The 17,832-nt window shown below is 52.1% G+C and carries 18 protein-coding genes; 12 read left to right on the top strand and 6 right to left on the bottom strand.

Translation table 11 applies throughout. The features are described from left to right. Positions 1–188 precede the first annotated feature (188 nt). Positions 189–1,331, top strand: coding sequence for a TIGR03118 family protein (locus KEF85_RS07490; RefSeq protein WP_215584614.1), 1,143 nt, complete (start codon positions 189–191; stop codon positions 1,329–1,331). Here KEF85_RS07490 and cysZ read toward each other — a convergent pair. After that, positions 1,324–2,055 (bottom strand): sulfate transporter CysZ, encoded by a 732-nt coding sequence (gene cysZ / locus KEF85_RS07485; protein WP_215584613.1) that lies wholly within the window; start codon positions 2,053–2,055, stop codon positions 1,324–1,326. The genes KEF85_RS07490 and cysZ overlap by 8 nt on opposite strands. Further along, positions 2,052–3,086: an S-methyl-5-thioribose-1-phosphate isomerase gene (gene mtnA / locus KEF85_RS07480; protein ID WP_215584612.1), complete on the bottom strand. Its 1,035-nt coding sequence runs from the start codon at positions 3,084–3,086 to the stop codon at positions 2,052–2,054. The genes cysZ and mtnA overlap by 4 nt, the downstream gene beginning before the upstream one ends. Before the next feature lie 72 nt (positions 3,087–3,158). On the opposite strand from mtnA, the gene KEF85_RS07475 reads away from it, so the two are divergent. The 6 genes from KEF85_RS07475 to KEF85_RS07450 all read left to right on the top strand — a co-directional run bounded on the left by KEF85_RS07475 (position 3,159) and on the right by KEF85_RS07450 (position 7,988). Next, complete coding sequence (locus KEF85_RS07475; protein ID WP_215584611.1) at positions 3,159–4,472, top strand: TRZ/ATZ family hydrolase; 1,314 nt, start codon at positions 3,159–3,161, stop codon at positions 4,470–4,472. A 68-nt stretch (positions 4,473–4,540) separates the two neighbouring features. Further along, complete coding sequence (gene ubiG / locus KEF85_RS07470) at positions 4,541–5,248, top strand: bifunctional 2-polyprenyl-6-hydroxyphenol methylase/3-demethylubiquinol 3-O-methyltransferase UbiG (protein ID WP_215584610.1); 708 nt, start codon at positions 4,541–4,543, stop codon at positions 5,246–5,248. Between the two features lie 3 nt (positions 5,249–5,251). Beyond that, positions 5,252–5,926 (top strand): HAD family hydrolase, encoded by a 675-nt coding sequence (locus KEF85_RS07465; RefSeq protein WP_215584609.1) that lies wholly within the window; start codon positions 5,252–5,254, stop codon positions 5,924–5,926. Continuing rightward, positions 5,917–6,645, top strand: coding sequence for an SDR family NAD(P)-dependent oxidoreductase (locus tag KEF85_RS07460; RefSeq protein ID WP_215584606.1), 729 nt, complete (start codon positions 5,917–5,919; stop codon positions 6,643–6,645). Before KEF85_RS07465 ends, KEF85_RS07460 begins: the two co-directional genes overlap by 10 nt. 8 nt (positions 6,646–6,653) lie before the next feature. Next, positions 6,654–7,202: a putative Fe-S cluster assembly protein SufT gene (gene sufT / locus KEF85_RS07455; RefSeq protein ID WP_215584604.1), complete on the top strand. Its 549-nt coding sequence runs from the start codon at positions 6,654–6,656 to the stop codon at positions 7,200–7,202. 447 nt (positions 7,203–7,649) lie between these two features. Further along, positions 7,650–7,988: a hypothetical protein gene (locus tag KEF85_RS07450; protein WP_215584603.1), complete on the top strand. Its 339-nt coding sequence runs from the start codon at positions 7,650–7,652 to the stop codon at positions 7,986–7,988. Between the two features lie 147 nt (positions 7,989–8,135). Here the strand turns inward: KEF85_RS07450 and KEF85_RS07445 are convergent, their stop codons facing one another. From KEF85_RS07445 to KEF85_RS16915, 3 genes are read right to left on the bottom strand one after another with little or no spacing between them, the layout of a single operon-like run. Further along, positions 8,136–8,408 carry a CcdB family protein gene (locus KEF85_RS07445; protein ID WP_215584601.1) on the bottom strand — a complete coding sequence of 91 codons (273 nt, stop codon included), beginning with the start codon at positions 8,406–8,408 and terminating at the stop codon, positions 8,136–8,138. Between the two features lie 24 nt (positions 8,409–8,432). Further along, the gene (locus tag KEF85_RS17090; RefSeq protein ID WP_215584599.1) at positions 8,433–8,522 is read right to left on the bottom strand and encodes a type II toxin-antitoxin system CcdA family antitoxin; all 90 of its coding nucleotides are present in this window, start codon (positions 8,520–8,522) and stop codon (positions 8,433–8,435) included. Next, positions 8,494–8,685, bottom strand: coding sequence for a type II toxin-antitoxin system CcdA family antitoxin (locus KEF85_RS16915; RefSeq protein ID WP_215584596.1), 192 nt, complete (start codon positions 8,683–8,685; stop codon positions 8,494–8,496). Before KEF85_RS16915 ends, KEF85_RS17090 begins: the two co-directional genes overlap by 29 nt. 703 nt (positions 8,686–9,388) lie before the next feature. Between KEF85_RS16915 and KEF85_RS07430 the strand changes: the two genes are divergently transcribed. The 5 genes from KEF85_RS07430 to KEF85_RS07410 are packed head-to-tail and all read left to right on the top strand — an operon-like array spanning position 9,389 to position 15,961. Beyond that, complete coding sequence (locus tag KEF85_RS07430) at positions 9,389–10,399, top strand: HlyD family secretion protein (protein WP_215584594.1); 1,011 nt, start codon at positions 9,389–9,391, stop codon at positions 10,397–10,399. Continuing rightward, complete coding sequence (locus KEF85_RS07425; protein WP_215584592.1) at positions 10,396–12,162, top strand: ATP-binding cassette domain-containing protein; 1,767 nt, start codon at positions 10,396–10,398, stop codon at positions 12,160–12,162. Before KEF85_RS07430 ends, KEF85_RS07425 begins: the two co-directional genes overlap by 4 nt. Next, the gene (locus KEF85_RS07420) at positions 12,152–13,282 is read left to right on the top strand and encodes an ABC transporter permease (RefSeq protein WP_215584590.1); all 1,131 of its coding nucleotides are present in this window, start codon (positions 12,152–12,154) and stop codon (positions 13,280–13,282) included. Before KEF85_RS07425 ends, KEF85_RS07420 begins: the two co-directional genes overlap by 11 nt. Before the next feature lie 4 nt (positions 13,283–13,286). Next, the gene (locus KEF85_RS07415) at positions 13,287–14,405 is read left to right on the top strand and encodes an ABC transporter permease (RefSeq protein ID WP_215584589.1); all 1,119 of its coding nucleotides are present in this window, start codon (positions 13,287–13,289) and stop codon (positions 14,403–14,405) included. Positions 14,406–14,410: 5 nt separating this feature from the next. Then, positions 14,411–15,961 carry an efflux transporter outer membrane subunit gene (locus KEF85_RS07410; protein WP_215584587.1) on the top strand — a complete coding sequence of 517 codons (1,551 nt, stop codon included), beginning with the start codon at positions 14,411–14,413 and terminating at the stop codon, positions 15,959–15,961. Positions 15,962–17,205: 1,244 nt separating this feature from the next. Here the strand turns inward: KEF85_RS07410 and KEF85_RS07405 are convergent. Beyond that, a complete protein-coding gene (locus KEF85_RS07405) occupies positions 17,206–17,832 on the bottom strand; it encodes a coiled-coil domain-containing protein (RefSeq protein ID WP_215584585.1) in 627 nt (208 codons plus the stop codon).

Here is a 17,832-nt window from a genome sequence, read left to right as displayed (position 1 = left end):
TTTAAAAAGGATCATGCCAAATTACGCCGAATAATTACAATTGAACCTTTAGTCAATTGGCGGAATTGACTTGGCGATGGATAAATAAATTGGCGTAAAACGGTTAAGCCAAATCGAATCGGCCTGATTACGCCTAGGGTATTGACCATCAACACCTCACCTTAGGTATAAATTTTGGAGATCCTGGCATGAATACGATAAATTATCCGGCACAAAAATCGCAGCCTACGCTAGCCTTGGCAATTACTATAGTCCTGGCGTCATGTTCAACTTTGGCAGAGGCCGGCACTGCCTTTATTCAGCAAAATCTGGTCACTGATGATCAGTCGGTTAATACCGCGCAAATTACCGATACCAATTTAAAAAATGCCTGGGGTATTGCTTATGGCCCTGGCGGCCCATTCTGGCTTTCCGATAATGCAACCGGTGTTTCCACGGTTTACAGTGTCAATCCGACCACCAATGTGGTTGCTAAAGTGGAATTGACTGTTAATATCCCCGGTGATGGCAGTATCACCGGACAGGTGTTTAACAATAATGCCTCAGCATTCAGCGGCGATGTCTTCATCTTTGTCAGTGAAGACGGCACAATTTCCGGTTGGGGTGGCGGCAGCGCAACGCTGCAGTCCGCAGCCCCCGCCAATGTTTACAAAGGCGTAGCTGAGGCAGTGGTTGGCAGCAATAGCTATTTATATGCTGCCAATTTTAGAGCGAACAGCATAGACGTAATTGCGGGGTCTAATGGCGCTCCCCTGCTGACCGGCCATTTCAGCGATCCAAACCTGCCGGCCGGATTTGCTCCATTTGACATCCAAAATCTGGGGGGTAATCTATTTGTCACTTACGCAAAGCAGGATGCCACCAAGCATGATGATGTGGCAGGATTGGGTAATGGTTATGTCGACGAATTTAACACTCAAGGCGAACTGATAAGCCGAATCGCCAGTCAGGGCAGCTTGGATTCACCTTGGGGATTGGCTATTGCCCCCAGCTCATTTGGTCAATATGCCGGCGATTTACTGGTCGGTAATTTTGGCGACGGCAAAATCAATGCCTACAATCTGTTGACTCATAACTTTGTTGGGCAGTTGGCCGCTACTAACGGTCAAGCCTTGGCCATAGACGGGCTGTGGGCTTTAAGCATAGGCAATGACAGCAGCGCAGGCAGTAGTCAAAAACTTTACTTCACCGCTGGACCGAACGGCGAGACCAATGGTTTGTTCGGCTCTATTTCCGCAGCACCGCTGCCGGCACCGCTGCCTGCCAGCTTATGGCTGTTCAATTCGGCAGTCATGGTTCTTGTCTGGTTAGGTAAGCGCAAAACTATTTAGTTTGCAGCTTAATGTCGGCATTATGCACATAAATGGTGGCGGCAATCACCGCTAGCGGCGGAATCAGCAGATTGGCCAGCGGCAGACCCAGCCCCAGGCTGGTAATGCCGCCGAAGCTGAGCATCGCCCAGCGCTGTTGCTGTAAAAACTGCTGCTGGCTGTCAAACAGCTGACCGCGATTTTCCAGGGGGTAGGCCATGTATTCCATGGCTACACTCCAGGCGGCAAACACCCCCCATAGCAGCGGCGACAACAGATTCAATACCGGTATGGCGAATATCACCAGTCCCGGTACTGCGCGCAAGCTGATATAGCGTAATCTTTTCAATTCGCCCAAAAACACCTGACGCCAAGGCAAATCAGGCTCGACCTGCGCAGCACCACTGATAATTTGCAGGGTTTTGGCCGACAAGCGGTTGTAATATGGTGCCGCCAATAAATTAGCCAACAGGGTAAAACTAAAAAAGCCCACCACCAGAAAACTAAGCACAAACAGCGGCCATAACAGCCAGCTTAACCAGGATAACCAGTCCGGAATAAAAGCATGCAGCAGACTGTTAAAGCTGTAATAACCCAGCACAAAAGCAAGGCTGAACAACAAGATATTGATCAACACCGGTATCAGCAAAAATTTGCGTAAATCGGGATGGTTTAACATTTGCAAAGCCTGCCATAAACTTTGGACGGCCAGCAAGGGTTGCTTAACAGAATTAGGTGTACTCATAAAGCCAAACTCTTCACACCGTGCAGACCGGGATTAATCACCGAACCGCGTTCGGTGACGATAGCGGTAATCAGTGCGGCTGGGGTAACATCAAACACCGGATTCCAGGCGGTAACCCGACTGTGTTCGTCCAGATAAATCTTGTGCAGTAATTCCTGGGAATCCCGCTGTTCGATTTCGATACCGGAACCATCGGCCAGACTAAAATCAAAAGTGGAGGACGGCGCCGCCACCATTAATTTCACACCATGATATTTGGCCAGCACCGCCAGAGAATAAGTGCCGATTTTATTGGCCACATCACCATTGGCGGCAATTCGGTCAGCCCCCACAATAATCCAGTCGATTTGTCCGGTTTTCATCAGCCAGGCCGCAGCAGAATCGGCCAGCAGGGTAACCGGAATGCCGTCCTGAGCCAGTTCCCAGGCTGTCAAGCGTGCTCCCTGCAGCCAGGGGCGGGTTTCATCGGCATAAATACTCTCCAATTTACCGCGTTGATAAGCGCTGCGTATCACCCCCAGGGCCGTGCCATAGCCACCGGTAGCCAAGGCCCCGGCATTGCAGTGGGTCAGGACGGCTTTGGCATCGCCAAGGATGTCGGCACCCCGTTCCCCCATCGCTTGATTGGCCAGCAAATCTTCCTGGTGAATATTGATCGCCAGTTCAGTGACTGCGCTCAAAGGTTCAACTGGGTTTTCCGCCAGCAGCTGACGCAACTGATCCAGCGCCCAGAATAGATTAACAGCAGTAGGCCGGGAGGCGGCCAGGGTGGCAATATCGGCAGCAACCCGGCTTTGCCAGTCGGCAGCCGGAAAATGCTGCTGAACCGACAGCACCACACCATAGGCGGCAGCTATGCCGATTGCCGGGGCGCCGCGCACCTGCATGGCGCGAATGGCGGCAGCCACACCCGGCCCATCTTGATACTCATCATAATGGATATGTTCCGGCAGCAGACGCTGATCCAGTACCTTCAGGCTGTGTCCGGTCCATAGCAGCGCTTGTACGGATAATTGCGGGGTAGTGCTCATGCTCGAAAAACCTCAAAAGATGATTTTGTAAATGTACAGGTATAATTGCTGTTTTTAGCAAGGAAAAGAAATATGCAAGTCGATCTTATCATTCAGGCAGGCTGGATTATACCTGTTGAACCGGCATCCGTAATCTATGAAAATCACAGTCTGGTGATAGATAAGGGTCGGATTATCGATTTGCTGGACAGTAAGCAGGCTTTGCAGCAATACCAGCCGCACAGTTTACAGGTGCTGGACAAGCATGCCCTGATTCCTGGCCTGGTCAATTGTCATAGCCATGCGGCGATGACTTTGTTATCGGGTCTGGCCGACGATTTGCCGCTGATGGACTGGCTGCAAAATCATATCTGGCCGGCTGAACAGAAATGGGTATCCGAGGCTTTCGTGCGTGACGGTACCGACTTGGCCATAGCCGAAATGCTGCGCGGCGGTACCACCTGTTTTAATGATATGTATTTTTTTCCGGAAGTTACCGCCCAGCAAGCGGTTTTGCATGGCATTCGCGCTAATATCGGTCTGATTGTGTTTGATTTTCCCACCATCTGGGCAGAACACGCCGATGCCTATATCGCCAAAGGCCTGGCCCTGCATGATGAATTGCGCCATCAGCCGTTGCTCAGTACCTCATTCGCACCCCATGCCCCGTATACGGTTTCGGATGAACCGTTGCGCAAGCTGCTGACTTTTGCGGATGAATTGAATCTGACTATCCATATGCATGTGCACGAAACCAGACAGGAAGTGGAGAACCAAATCAAGCAGACCGGAGTTACCCCGCTGCAACGTCTGAATGAACTGGGCTTGTTGTCTCCAGGGTTCATGGGCGTACATATGACCCAGCTGGATAGCGAAGAAATTGCCGCTTATGCCGCCAGCGGTGCGCATATCGTACATTGTCCGGAATCCAATTTAAAATTGGCCAGCGGCTTTTGTCCGGTGGCTGCCTGTCTGGAAGCCGGTATTAATGTAGCACTGGGCACTGATGGTTCCGCCAGCAATAACGATCTGGACATGCTGGCGGAAATGCGTACCGCAGCGCTGCTGGCCAAGGGTGTGTCCGGCAATGCCGGCGCCGTGCCTGCCGCGCAAGCTTTGCAAATGGCTACCTTGAACGGTGCCAGGGCGTTGGGCCTGGATGACGAAATCGGCTCCTTGAGCATCGGTAAAGCCGCTGATGTGGTGGCGATTGATTTAAGCGAAATTGAAACCCAGCCGCTGTTTAATCCCCTCTCGCAAATCGTCTATGCAGTCAGCCGCCAGCAAGTGCAGCATGTCTGGGTGGCGGGCCGGCATCTACTGGATAAGCGCCGCTTAACCGGCATCGATCTGGCTGAACTACAGGCCAAAGTTCAAAGCTGGCAAAGTCGGATCGGCACACCTTAAACGGCTGAAGGCTTTGGCTAATAACCTAGTATTATAGTAAACTATTAACCCAATCAAGCTGGACTTTTATGAGCGCAACAGAAAACGTCAATCTTCAGGAAATTCAAAAATTCGGCTCTCACGCCGAACGCTGGTGGGATGCCGGCGGCGAGTTGTATACCCTGCACGAGGTGAATCCCTTGCGGCTGGCGTTTATCCGGCAATATATCAATCTGACCGGACAGCGGGTGCTGGATATCGGCTGTGGGGGCGGGATTTTAACCGAAGGTCTGGCTCAAGCCGGGGCCGAAGCAATGGGGATAGACCTGAGTGACGAGCTGATTGAGATTGCCGAATTGCATGGCCTGGAAAGTGGTGTCAACGCCCAGTACCGCACCATCAGCGCCGAAGCGCTGGCAGAAGAACAGCCGGCCAGTTTTGATCATATCACCTGTATGGAAATGCTGGAACATGTGCCCGACCCGGCAGCTATCATCCGTGCTGCCGCCACGCTGGTCAAACCCGGCGGGCTGGTGTTTTTTTCCACGCTGAACCGGGTACCAAAAGCCTATTTGCTGGCGATTGTGGCAGCGGAATATTTGTTGAAAATGGTACCCAAGGGTACACATGACTACAAAACTTTTATTAAACCGGCAGAGCTTTGCCAGTCCGCCCGCCAAGCCGGCTTGCAGTTATTGGGCACTACCGGCATAGAATACAATCCGTTCAGTAAACGTTTTAGTCTGGGTAAAAATATCGACGTTAATTATATCGCCGCGTTCCGGCGCTCTACTTAAACCATGCCTGATTTTAAACTGGATTGCGTATTGTTTGATCTGGACGGCACGCTGGTGGATACCGCACCCGATCTGGTAGCCTGCTTAAACCGTGCTTTAGATGATCATGGCTATGCCCAAGTGGCTTATGAAGAAATTAAGCCTTTAATTTCCTTTGGTGCACTGCCGATGATCAAGCGGGCGGCGCCCGAGGCGGCCGCGGAACTGCAACAGCGCATCCTCACCGATATGCTGGATTATTATCAGTTGAATATCGCTACTCATAGCCGTTTTTACCAGGGGATGCAGGACACCTTGGCGCATATTGAAATGCTGGGGCTGAAATGGGGCGTGGTGACCAATAAACGTCAACGCTTTACCGATCCGCTGATGGCTGCATTGCAGCTCAGCACCAGGGCGGCCTGCATTATCAGCGGCGACAGCACGCCCTATAGCAAACCGCATCCGGCGCCTATGCTGGCGGCTTGTGAGCAGGCCGGGGTCAAACCGGAAAACTGTGTGTATATCGGTGATGCCGCCCATGACATCAGCGCCGGCAAAACTGTCAATATGAAAACGCTGGTCGCCTTGTACGGCTATATTCCGGTAGACGGTCACCCACACTCCTGGGGGGCAAATGCCATGATTGAACATCCTCAGCAACTACAGCACTGGATAAGCGCTACATTATGTCTTTAAGCAAGCAAGTTATACTCATTACCGGCGCAGGCGGCGGCCTGGGCAGTGCCGCCGCACTGGCGCTGGCTCAGCAAGGTGCCGAAATTATTCTGCTGGATAAAAGCATCCCAAAACTGGAACAAAGCTACGATGCCATCGTTGCCGCCGGCGGTCCGGAGCCCATGTTATATCCGTTTGATCTGGCTGGTGCCAATGAAGATGAATATCTGGAGTTGGCGGCAGCCGTGCAGCAACGTTATGGCAGCCTGCAAGGTTTATTGCATTCAGCAGTGGAATTCAGCAGCTATACCCCGCTGGCTATTCACAAAACCCAGGACTGGGGACATACGCTGAATGTCAATCTCAATGCGGCGTTTCTGCTAACCAGAGTATTGCTGCCGGTACTGCAAAACAGTGATCATGCCGCTATCGTATTTACTTCCGATTCAGCGGCCCGCCAAGCCAAAGCCTATCTTGGCGCTTATGGCGTTTCCAAGATTGCTCTGGAAGCCCTGGCCGGAATTCTGGCCGATGAACTGGAAGCCGGCGGCAAAATTCGGGTCAACACCCTGGTACCGGGGCCGGTGAATAGTCCATTACGCAAAAAATCCTATCCTGGAGAAGACAAAGCCGCCTTACCTACGCCAGACAGTCTGGCAGCGGTATATCGCTATTTATTCGGTGCGGCCAGTCTGGGTGTAACCGGCCAGATAATCGACGCTAAAACCTTTGAAATCTGAGGACTAATATGGCTGCTAAAGAAGTGATTGTGTTAAGCCGCGATGTCAATATCGTTACCATTCCTGACGGTCATCAAGGCACTCTGCAAAAAGGTCAGGAAGTGACTATTCATCAAGCACTGGGCAGTAATTACACTGTGATTACCGATTACGGCCACATGGTACGCATCGCCGGAGTGGACGCGGATGCCTTGGGTAAGGAAGCGCATGAAAACGAAGCGTTGCTGGATGATACCGACAGTGCGGCAGTGGAAAAAAACTGCTGGGAAGTGATGAAAACCGTCTACGACCCGGAAATTCCGGTCAATATCGTCGAGCTGGGCCTGGTTTATCAATGTGAAGCCACCCCACGCGCTGATGGCGGCAACGATGTGCATATTCAAATGACGCTGACTGCGCCCGGCTGCGGCATGGGTCCGGTCATCCAGGGTGATGTGGAAAAATCCATCCGCGCCCTGCCCGGCGTACGCAGTGTGAATGTGGAAGTGGTGCTGGATCCGCCCTGGAGCCGGGAAATGATGTCGGAAGTGGCGCAGATTCAGTTGGGATTATACTAATCAACACTAACAGCTTGCCCGGCTCCGGCTGGGCAACAGACAAAAAAAATCCGGCAAAAGCCGGATTCAGAGGGAAGCATTGCTGCGCATAAGCAAATACATGGTTCTAGAATATCAGTTAGCCAAACACTTGAAAATGTGACCAATTGCCACATGTGACAACTTGTCGCAATTGGCTAATTTTTTGCCCACTTATTCGCCAAATCCGTTATCATTGCTAATGAAGCATTTGAATGCTTCAACTTGACTCCATAGCACTAAACTATACCGTCAAGCAGCATGGATACGCTAAAGTTGTTGTGGGCAGAACTAGCCACAACACAACCCAGTTCGCATGGACCGTGAACCCTCCTCCCGTTCCTCTTGTCTGGCTACCGCGCTGTCCTGCTGTCGCGGATATTTTAATGTGCCTGGAATTTTTCCATTCCCTACATTAACTCTAAGCTTATGAAAAACATTAAAACAACCGTATTATCCTTGTTGATGGCTATCACGTTTGCCTTAAGCAGCACTGCTGTATGTGCCGAAGAAGCAGTCGGCGGCACCAGCGAAATTTTAAGCCGCATCGATAGCGCCCTGCTAGAAATCAGCAAAAGTGACTTTTCTGCCGCACAAGTGCAATTAAAAGCCGCCCGGACTGCTTCCGAGCATATTGCCGGCAATTCTGATGCAGCCAAACAGGCGCATGCCATTCTGATTCAAGGCCAGATTTCCGCCAAAAAAGGCGATATCGCCAAATCCACAGCAGAATTGAATAAAGCCAAAGAAATTTATAAATCGCTTTAAAGCAGGCTGGTTTGTCGGGTTGGGGCAGGATTTTAGCCTCTACCCGCAAGCCAGATCCCATTCCTGTATTAATATGCTCGCATGATTATCAAAAAACCACGATACTTTTGATTCCAACCAAAACTGCTAAAATTTGCGACGAATCTGTCAAATCCCCGTAATCAATAAATCTACTGCCGCCAATATCTGGCTCCGCAGTACCTCCAGTTCTGTAACCTTAGCACCCAGATTATTTGATGGAATAGCGGCTATCTCCTGCACAAGGAGCAGGTATTGCTGTTGTTGATATTCAAAAAATGGATTCAAGCGAGTAATGGGTTTTTGATCAGTCAGCTTGACAACGGGAATTACCAGCCGCCAAAAAATCGCTCTGAATATTGAGCAAAAAAGGATAACGTGCCTGGGTTTGCCTATTGGCATTGAAGTATAAGTTAAATTGTGCCATCAAAAATTCCGCAAGCTATCGCTGAAACAGCCTTCTGCTTCCACCCTCTGATTGTAATCTTCAACTGATTGTTGATTGTTGATTGTCATGTAACCATTGTTGGCGCTGCTTATCACGTATGGCTTCAATTAAAGCACTTTCAAACGTGGCGGATAAATTGATATGCAAGGCCTTGGCCAGATTCAATAATTCGCTGTTGATACTGAGATTGGCGGCTTTTTTGGCAGCATTAGGATTAAAGGCAGTTTGCAAGGCGGCTCCTTATCTGTACTTTATGCGCATTAATTATACGCAAAAAGGGGTTTGTGGCAAATTTTAGCTGCTTAGCTTGGAATCCAGTCTTTTGAGCTAAGATCATTTTCTAAGCCACACTATATTCGAAATATGCCATTGTATAAGCGATATATTACTAGGCGTGCCCTATCGACACTAATTGCGCCTCCCTAGCCATCCCGACATTCCTGGTTGATGGCCGTTATCGTATTCACCCACAGCCCCTAATCTTGCCAACCAATTGCTCATAACAGCGTTTTCTAAAAGTATTGAGGCACGTAAAATCTCAATTTTTTATCCTTGCCAAGCGGTAGAGTAATGACATAAAAATAACACCTAGCCCGCGTTTTTGATAGCTATCTATAACGACTATGGCAAATTCGGCAAGATTTGGCTGATCTTGTGACCTAATAAATCAGGCAATTCCAAAACCGGTAGGCTCTGTTTGGTTTTGCGATACAGCGATCCATGCAACATGATTATCCTTATCTTTTCGATTGACCGGCATCTTAGTTTATTCACGAATGGAAGCTGGCCGCCGCAGTCTGGATTGCACCAACCACCTCTGTGCTCTAGCAGACGAACCCCAGCCTCCAAAACAAGTTAGAATATTCTCTGCTTTGGCTAACAGCCGACTGCTGTTGGCCACCCACCTATCAGATCATTCAATGGAGAGAAGTCCATGCCGGCGGTATTGAAGAATAAGTGGCTGTTATGGTTGGTCGTGCTGGGCTTGGTGATAGCGGGTCTGCTGATTTGGCGCTGGGAACAGCGCGCTCAGCCTCTACCGGAACTACGCCTGTACGGCAATATTGATTTGCGTCAGGTAGCACTGGCTTTTAATAATAGCGAACGCATCAGCGAAGTTCTGGCTCAGGAAGGTGATAAAGTGCAAGCCGGACAGGTACTAGCCCGGCTGGACATTGCCCGGCTCACTCCCAGGGTCGCAGAAGTGGCGGCACAAACCGATGCACAACAGCAGGTTGTGCTGCGGATGCGGCATGGCAGCCGGCCAGAAGAAATTGCCCAGGCCAGAGCCAATCTGGCGGCTGCCAAGGCCGATGCCGACTACGCCGGCCTGCAATATCGGCGCTTGCAGGCTTTGACTGAGGAATCCGGGGGGCAGGCGGTCAGTCAGCAGGATTTGGATAATAGCCGGGCGTCTTTAGCCAGTAATGATGCCAGAGTGCAGTTACAACAAAAAGCGCTGGATCTGGCGGTGTTGGGCCCGCGTCAAGAAGATGTCGCCCAAGCTGAGGCCCAGTTACGCGGCGATCAGGCCCAGTTGGCGTTTTTGCGCCAGCAAATCAAGGATGCTGAATTAGTTGCGCCGGCCTTGGGGATCGTGCGCTCCCGTCTGCTGGAACCGGGGGAGTTGTCCACGCCGCAACGGCCGGTGTTTTCGCTGGCTTTGATAGACCCGAAATGGGTGCGGGCTTATGTCAGTGAACTGGATTTGGGTCATGTTCAGCCGGGTATGACAGCCCAGGTGACTGTAGACAGCTTTCCCAAACAGGTTTTCAAGGGTTGGGTGGGCTTTATTTCTCCGGTAGCGGAATTCACCCCCAAGGCCGTACAAACCGAAGAATTGCGTCCCAGTCTGGCTTATGAGGTCCGGGTATTTGTCAAAGACCCGGCAGATGCCCTGCGACTGGGGATGCCGGCCACTGTGACATTGCCGGTTGCACCATGAACAGCCAACCGGCAGCAATCATTCCCTGGCTGGTTAGCGCCGAACACACCCGAAAAACATTTATCAACAGCGGCGAATTGGTAGTAGCGTTAGATAGCATTTCTGTACAGATTGCTGCCGGCACCCTCACCGCCCTGGTGGGTCCGGATGGTGCGGGCAAAACCACTTTATTGCGTTTGGTGTGCGGTTTACTGCCTGCCGACAGTGGACATTTGCAGGTATTGGGCGTGGATGTGAGTCAGGATCCGCAAAACGTGCAATCACGGATTGGTTATATGCCGCAACGCTTTGGCCTATACGATGATTTGACGGTCAGAGAAAATTTAAACCTGTATGCCGATCTGCATGGGGTGGCGCTGGATCAACGTCAACAGCGTTATGCCCAATTGCTGGAGATGACCGATCTGGGCAAATTTATTGACCGACTGGCCGGGCAGTTGTCGGGCGGCATGAAACAAAAACTCGGTCTGGCCTGTACCTTGGTGCGTTCTCCGGAATTACTGGTGCTGGATGAACCCACCGTTGGAGTAGACCCATTATCCCGCCGTGAGTTATGGCGCATTATTCAGCAACTGGTCAAACAGGAAGGCCTGACCGTATTGATCAGTACTGCCTATCTGGATGAAGCCGAACACTGCGATCAGGCCATCGTGCTGGATCAGGGTCGGGTGTTAAGCCAGGGCCTGCCGCAAACCTTAAGCCAGACTGCCACCGGCAAGGTGTTTATGCTGCAACCCGCGACCGGGCAATTGCCACGCAATTTGCAGATGACACTACTGGATGATCCGGCGGTAGCCGATGCCCTGCCCTCCGGTGGTCTGGTAAGGGTGGTATTACGCGAATTGCCGGCCAATGCTGCCGATCCGGCGCTGGCCGGTTCCAATCCGGCCAGCAGTGTACCGGCTCATTTTGAAGATGGTTTTATGCTGCTATTGCGGCAAAATCCGGATAATGTGCCGGCTGCTGCGCCCACCATGCAAGTCTCTACCGCCCATCCCGGCACCAGCGGCGAAACCATTATCGAGGTGCGCGATCTGGTGCGGCGCTTCGGCACCTTTACTGCTGTCGATAAGGTTAGTTTTGAAGTGAAACGCGGCGAAATTTTTGGTTTGCTCGGCCCCAATGGTGCCGGCAAGACCACCACCTTCCGCATGTTATGCGGCCTGTTGGCGCCCAGTTCCGGCACCTTACGGGTGATAGGTCAGGATATGCGCTTTGCCAGGGCTTCGGCGCGGCAGCGCATCGGCTATGTGGCACAAAAATTTGCCCTGTACAGTGAACTGACGGTCAGCGAAAATCTGGAGTTTTTTGCCGGTGCTTATGGTTTACGCGGTCAGCGCCGCCATGACCGGCTGGATTGGGCTATCAGCCAGTTTGAACTCGGCGCGATGCTGCATACCCCCAGCGGCAGGCTGCCGGGCGGTTACCGGCAACGACTGGCTATGGCTGCCGCGCTGATGCATGAACCGGAAGTACTATTTCTGGATGAACCCACCAGTGGTGCCGATCCGCAGGCACGCCGGGAATTCTGGCGCCGCATTACCGCCTTGGCTGCCCAAGGCGTCACTATTGTGATTACCACGCATTTTATGGAAGAAGCCGAATATTGTGATCGCGCCCTGATCCAGGATGCCGGTCGCCTGCTGGCGCAGGGTACGCCAGCCCAGATCCGCAGCCTGGGCAGCCGGGCCGACGGCGGCAGTCCGACCATGGAAGATGCTTTTATCAGCATCGTTGAAAGCAGTCGCCGCCATGCAGCCTGATCAACATCCTGTGCGCCGGCGCATTTTCGCCTTGATTCTCAAGGAAAGCCTGCAAATGCGCCGCGACCCCAGCAGCATTGCCATCGGGGTATTAATGCCGGTCATGCTGGTGTTATTGTTTGGCTATGGCTTGTCGCTGGATGTTAAAAGTGTACCGATGGCTATCGTCATGGAAGCGCCTAGTCCGGCAGCCACCGAACTGATAGCCGGACTGGAGCTGTCGCCTTATTTTCGGCCGCGCCGGGTATTGACCATGCCGGAAGCCCTGGAACTGATGAATCAACGCCAGGTGGATGCCATTTTACGCTTGCGTGCGGATTTTGACCGGCAGCTGGCGCTGGGTAATGCCGAGATAGAATTACTCCTGCACGGAGCTGATGCCAATTATGCGCGGCTGGTGCAGGCTTATGCGGAAGGGGCTATCAATCAATGGGCGCAGCGGCGCTTTAATGAAGGCCAGCCCAGCATTCTGGGGCCGGTCAAAATTGAAGCCAGACTCTGGTATAACACAGCAAATAACAGCCGCTACTTTTTGGTGCCTGGGCTGATTGTGCAGGTGATGACCCTGATTGGTGCTTTTCTAACGGCCCTAGTGATGGCACGGGAGTGGGAGCGCGGTACTCTGGAAGCCATGTTTGTTACACCGGTGCGGGTCGGGGAAATCATGATAGGCAAAACCGTACCTTATTTTCTGCTGGGCCTGTGCGGTTTGGCATTATGTCTGCTGTCGGCCAAGTATTTGTTCGATGTCCCGGTGCGCGGCTCGGTAGCTTTGCTGGCGCTGGCATCCATGCTCTATCTGCTGGTATCTTTAGGCATAGGCCTGCTGATATCCTCGGCGGTAAAAAATCAGTTTATCGCCAGCCAGATTGCGGTGCTCACCACGTTTTTACCGGCCATGATGCTGTCCGGTTTTATGTTTGACCTGCGTAGCCTGCCGGTATTTGTACGCATGATTACTTATTTAGTGCCGGCCAGGTATTTTGTCGATTTACTGCAAACGCTGTTTCTGGCCGGGGATGTCTGGGCGGTGATTTTGCCTAATACCGCCGTGCTGATTGCTATGGCGGTATTCTTTCTAGGCTTTGCCACCCATATTACCCACAAACAACTGGAATAAGCCAATGCTGGATGTATTATTACGGATTTTGGCCTTGATCAGAAAAGAATTGCTGGCGGTACTCAAAGACCCGCGCAGTCGACTCAGTCTGTTTGCGCCACCGCTGGTACAGTGTTTTATTTTTGGTTATGCCGCCACTTACGATTTAAACAATGTGCCTTATGCGGTACTGGATCGGGATCGCAGCATCGCCTCCCAGCAATTGCTGGCCAAGTTTGACGGTTCCGGGGTGTTTAGACGTAGCGCCGATTTACAAAATCAGCGCGATATCAGAGGGCTGATAGAAGACCACAGCGTGTTGCTGGTCATCCAAATCGAACGTGAATTTGAACGGGAGTTACTGGCCGGCAGGCCGGCCAGCATCCAGTTGATCAGCGATGGTCGTAACTCCAATACGGCAGCCACCGCCAGCGGTTACGTCAACAGCATTATAGACAGCTTTAATAGTGACTGGCGGGCCGCTCACAGCATGACGGCTATGCCGGTAAAAGTGGTGAGCAGATCCTGGTTTAATCCTAATTTTGAATCACGCTGGCACATGGTACCGGGCATGATCGCGTCACTGACCATGTTGCAAACCATGATGCTCACAGCGCTCTCGGTAGCACGCGAACGTGAACAAGGTACTTTCGACCAGTTGCTGGTTACTCCCTATACGGCTACGGAAATCATGGTGGGCAAAGCTGTACCGTCCATGCTGATAGGCCTGGTGCAGGCTAGTCTGGTGCTGCTGGTGGCTCAGTTGTGGTTCAGGATTCCGTTTGCCGGGTCTTATGCTTTACTGTATTTGGGCTTGAGTACCTTTTTGCTGGCGGCGGTAGGTATCGGTTTGCTGATTTCTGCCGTTTCCGCCACCATGCAGCAAGCCATGCTCTATAGTTTTATTGTGCTGATGCCGTTTATGCTGTTATCCGGGCTGACCACGCCGGTGCGAAATATGCCGGACTCTTTACAAATTGTCACGCTGATCAACCCACTGCGCCATGCCATCAGTCTGGTGGAACGGGTTTATCTGGAGGCCGCAACCCTGCCCATGCTGAGCCAGTACCTGGTGCCATTGCTGATGATAGGCATTGTCACGCTCAGCGGCGCCGCACTGATGTTTCGTTACCGCTTAAGTTAATAGCCATGATAACTTACCGCCCCATGCCGATCAGATCGTCCACATCCTGCCTGCGGCTGCTGCCGGCACTATTAGCGCTGAATGCCTGCACCACCGGCCCGGATTTTATCAAACCGGACAGCCCCGGCCCGCAGCAGTGGACGGCGCTGCCGTCTGTCGGCTCTGCCGCTATAGACAGCAGCGCAGTGAGTAAAAATTGGTGGCAAAAATTTAATGATCCCATCTTAAGCGCCTTAATAGAGCGGGCCTTAAACCAAAACTTAAGTTTACGCAATGCCGCCACCCTGCTGGCGCAAAGCCGCGCCCAGACAGGGATTGCCGCTGCCGATCAATTTCCGCAGCTCAATGCCAACACCTCTTATACCCGTATGCAGGCCAGTCAAAAAGGGATTTTGAGTCTGGCCAAAACCCTGTCGGGCGGCAGCAGTGCCGGCACGGCTGCCAATGGCTCGGGCAGCGGCTCGGCTGCCGGCGGCACAGGCGCCGGTGCAATTGGGGTGCCGGCAGCCGGGGTGCAACCGTTCAGTCTGTATCAATACGGTTTTGATGCTTCCTGGGAGCTGGATTTATGGGGACGGGTACGCCGTGAACAGGAGGCCGCTGCTGCCGATCTGCAAGCCACTCAGGAACAGCAGCACGCGGCCCAATTAAGCGTAATCGCCGAAGTGGCCAAAAATTATATTGAGTTACGCCGGCTGCAGGCCAGTCGCACCCTGAGTACAGAACAGCGCGATCTGGCCAGTCAACAGCATGAACTGATTAAACTACAGGCCAAACACGGCGTGGTAACCGCTATTGAAGTGGAAAACGCGGCGGCGGCGCTGGCCGAGGCTGAGGCCGCCCTGCCTTCACTGGCACAGCAGATCAGCCTAAGCCTGAATCAGCTTAGCCTGTTGCTGGGCGAGCAGCCCGGCGTATTGAATGCCGAATTAAGCGGCAGCCAAGCCCTCCCTAGCCTACCACCGCGACTGGAGCTGGGTTTACCTGCTGAGTTGGCCCAGCGCCGCCCGGATATTCGCGAAGCCGAAGCCCGCTTGCATAGCGCCCTGGCCGATATCGGCATGGCGCAAGCCGATTTTTATCCCCGCTTTACCCTATCCGGTAGTACCGGCTTGCAAGCCTTGCGCCTGCGGGATCTGGGCAATTGGTCGGCCTGGCAATATGCCATCGGCCCATCCATCATGCTGCCGATTTTTCAGGGTGGCCGTTTGGAAGCTACCCTGGAATTGCGTCAGGCCCAGCATCAGCAGGCTGCGATTGCCTATCACAACACCCTGCTGGCCGCCTGGCATGAAATTGACAGTAATCTAGCGGCCTATCAGCAGGCTCGCCTGCGCCTGCAAGCCTTGCAGGCCGGTGTTAGCGCCAATCAGCAGAGCCGGCAATTACAACAGCAACGTTTTGAACAGGGGTTGATTACCCGGCTGCCGGTATTGCAGGCCCAGGCTAGATTGCTGCAGGCTAAGCAAACCGAACTGGATACCATCAGCTTAAGTGTGCTGGATTTAATTGCGGTTTATAAAGCGCTGGGGGGGGGATGGGTGGAGGTGGAGTGATAGGCTGCCTTGGTCGGTGGTTGGTATTTTTGGGTCATTATTCAGGGTAATGTAGTCTGAACCTTTTAAATAGGTGGTCAGCTTTGAGTGATGCGCTGCACTGCGTTTAGCACATCCTACTGGGGCCTGGGTTGGATTGAGGTTACGGGCTGATTGGGGGGATGGAATGATTAATGCGCCTTTTGTGTCGGCACAGGCTGTTTTGGGTGTTATTCAGGGTAATTTTGCATGACTTTTTAAATAGGTGGTCAGCTTCGAGTGATGCGCTGCACTGCGTTTAGCACATCCTACTGGGGCCTGGGTTGGATTGAGGTTACGGGCTGATTGGGGGGATGGAATGATTAATGCGCCTTTTGTGTCGGCACAGGCTGTTTTGGGTATTATTCAGGTTAATGTAGTCTGAACCTTTTAAATAGGTGGTCAGCTTTGAGTGATGCGCTGCACTGCGTTTAGCACATCCTACTGGGGCCTGGGTTGGATTGAGGTTACGAGCTGAATGGGGGGGCTGGAATGATTAATGCGCCTTTTGTGTCGGCACAGGCTGTTTTGGGTGTTATTCAGGGTAATGTAGTCTGAACCTTTTAAATAGGTGGTCAGCTTTGAGTGATGCGCTGCACTGCGTTTAGCACATCCTACTGGGTCCTGGGTTGGATTGAGGTTACGGGCTGATTGGGGGGATGGAATGATTAATGCGCCTTTTGTGTCGGCACAGGCTGTTTTGGGTATTATTCAGGTTAATGTAGTCTGAACCTTTTAAATAGGTGGTCAGCTTTGAGTGATGCGCTGCACTGCGTTTAGCACATCCTACTGGGGCCTGGGTTGGATTGAGGTTACGAGCTGAATGGGGGGGCTGGAATGATTAATGCGCCTTTTGTGTCGGCACAGGCTGTTTTGGGTGTTATTCAGGGGTAGTCTGAACCTTTTAAATAGGTGGTCAGCTTTGAGTGATGCGCTGCACTGCGTTTAGCACATCCTACTGGGGCCTGGGTTTGAGGTTACGGCTGACTGGAATGATTAATGCGCCTTTTGTGTCGGCACAGGCTGTTTTGGGTGTTATTCAGGGTAATGTAGTCTGAACCTTTTAAATAGGTGGTCAGCTTTGAGTGATGCGCTGCACTGCGTTTAGCACATCCTACTGGGGCCTGGGTTGGATTGAGGTTACGGGCTGATTGGGGGGATGGAATGATGGTTTTTATCGCGATTGCTGCGCCGCCTGAGGCGGCGCAGGGTATTTTTATACTGAATCAGTTTTTGTACTGGCCGGCTTTAAGTTTATCTTCGTATTCCTGAATGATGTTTTCCATTTCCACACTGTGGAATTGCAAAGCCGGTTCGCTTTGCAGCATGGAGGACAAGGTACCCTTGGTCTCGTATTGCTCCAGCAATTCCTTGCCGGATTGATAGAGTTTGATATTGTGCTCGGTACAGGAAGTCAGTTGCTGCTGAGTGGCTTGCTGAGTATTTTTCAGATTGGTCAGTTCAGAGCTTAACTCATTTTTGGTTTGCGTCAGCTGCCTGATTTTGTCAACCGCCTCTTGTAACTTGGTATTGGTTTTATCCAAATGGTCACGCGCATCATTGGTGCTGTTTTTTTGCGCCGCCAATTCACTGCCCAGTTGATCTTTCGCCGCTTCAGCCGAAGCCAGAGCCTTGCTGTGATCTTTTTTCAATTGTTCCAGTTCGCCGCTCAGTTTGGCGGTTTCGGTTTTGGCGGTATCGCGCTCCGTGGTCAGGCTTTTTACCATGGCCTGCAATTTAAGTACTGCGCCATTATCGCCCTTGGCATTATCACGCGGCGCGGCCTGAGCCACGCCGGCGCATAAACCGGCCGTCAAAAATAGAGCTATAGTCAGTTTGCTAGTTATATTCAT

It is taken from the genome of Methylomonas paludis (assembly GCF_018734325.1).
GTDB classification, from domain to species: domain Bacteria; phylum Pseudomonadota; class Gammaproteobacteria; order Methylococcales; family Methylomonadaceae; genus Methylomonas; species Methylomonas paludis.
Note: the sequence above shows the minus strand (reverse complement) of the source record. Positions and strands in the feature narration are given on the sequence as shown.

What these genes read in the sequence shown, in the direction of transcription:
- KEF85_RS07445 (WP_215584601.1), bottom strand. Translation starts at nt 8,408, where the DNA reads ATGCCAATAGGCAAACCCAGGCACGTTATCCTTTTTTGCTCAATATTC.
- KEF85_RS07415 (WP_215584589.1), top strand. Translation starts at nt 13,287, where the DNA reads ATGCTGGATGTATTATTACGGATTTTGGCCTTGATCAGAAAAGAATTG.
- KEF85_RS07460 (WP_215584606.1), top strand. Translation starts at nt 5,917, where the DNA reads ATGTCTTTAAGCAAGCAAGTTATACTCATTACCGGCGCAGGCGGCGGC.
- KEF85_RS07450 (WP_215584603.1), top strand. Translation starts at nt 7,650, where the DNA reads ATGAAAAACATTAAAACAACCGTATTATCCTTGTTGATGGCTATCACG.
- KEF85_RS07420 (WP_215584590.1), top strand. Translation starts at nt 12,152, where the DNA reads ATGCAGCCTGATCAACATCCTGTGCGCCGGCGCATTTTCGCCTTGATT.
- KEF85_RS07425 (WP_215584592.1), top strand. Translation starts at nt 10,396, where the DNA reads ATGAACAGCCAACCGGCAGCAATCATTCCCTGGCTGGTTAGCGCCGAA.
- KEF85_RS07430 (WP_215584594.1), top strand. Translation starts at nt 9,389, where the DNA reads ATGCCGGCGGTATTGAAGAATAAGTGGCTGTTATGGTTGGTCGTGCTG.
- KEF85_RS07475 (WP_215584611.1), top strand. Translation starts at nt 3,159, where the DNA reads ATGCAAGTCGATCTTATCATTCAGGCAGGCTGGATTATACCTGTTGAA.
- KEF85_RS17090 (WP_215584599.1), bottom strand. Translation starts at nt 8,522, where the DNA reads ATGACAATCAACAATCAACAATCAGTTGAAGATTACAATCAGAGGGTG.
- KEF85_RS07465 (WP_215584609.1), top strand. Translation starts at nt 5,252, where the DNA reads ATGCCTGATTTTAAACTGGATTGCGTATTGTTTGATCTGGACGGCACG.
- KEF85_RS07410 (WP_215584587.1), top strand. Translation starts at nt 14,411, where the DNA reads ATGATAACTTACCGCCCCATGCCGATCAGATCGTCCACATCCTGCCTG.
- KEF85_RS07490 (WP_215584614.1), top strand. Translation starts at nt 189, where the DNA reads ATGAATACGATAAATTATCCGGCACAAAAATCGCAGCCTACGCTAGCC.
- KEF85_RS07405 (WP_215584585.1), bottom strand. Translation starts at nt 17,832, where the DNA reads ATGAATATAACTAGCAAACTGACTATAGCTCTATTTTTGACGGCCGGT.
- cysZ (WP_215584613.1), bottom strand. Translation starts at nt 2,055, where the DNA reads ATGAGTACACCTAATTCTGTTAAGCAACCCTTGCTGGCCGTCCAAAGT.
- sufT (WP_215584604.1), top strand. Translation starts at nt 6,654, where the DNA reads ATGGCTGCTAAAGAAGTGATTGTGTTAAGCCGCGATGTCAATATCGTT.
- ubiG (WP_215584610.1), top strand. Translation starts at nt 4,541, where the DNA reads ATGAGCGCAACAGAAAACGTCAATCTTCAGGAAATTCAAAAATTCGGC.
- mtnA (WP_215584612.1), bottom strand. Translation starts at nt 3,086, where the DNA reads ATGAGCACTACCCCGCAATTATCCGTACAAGCGCTGCTATGGACCGGA.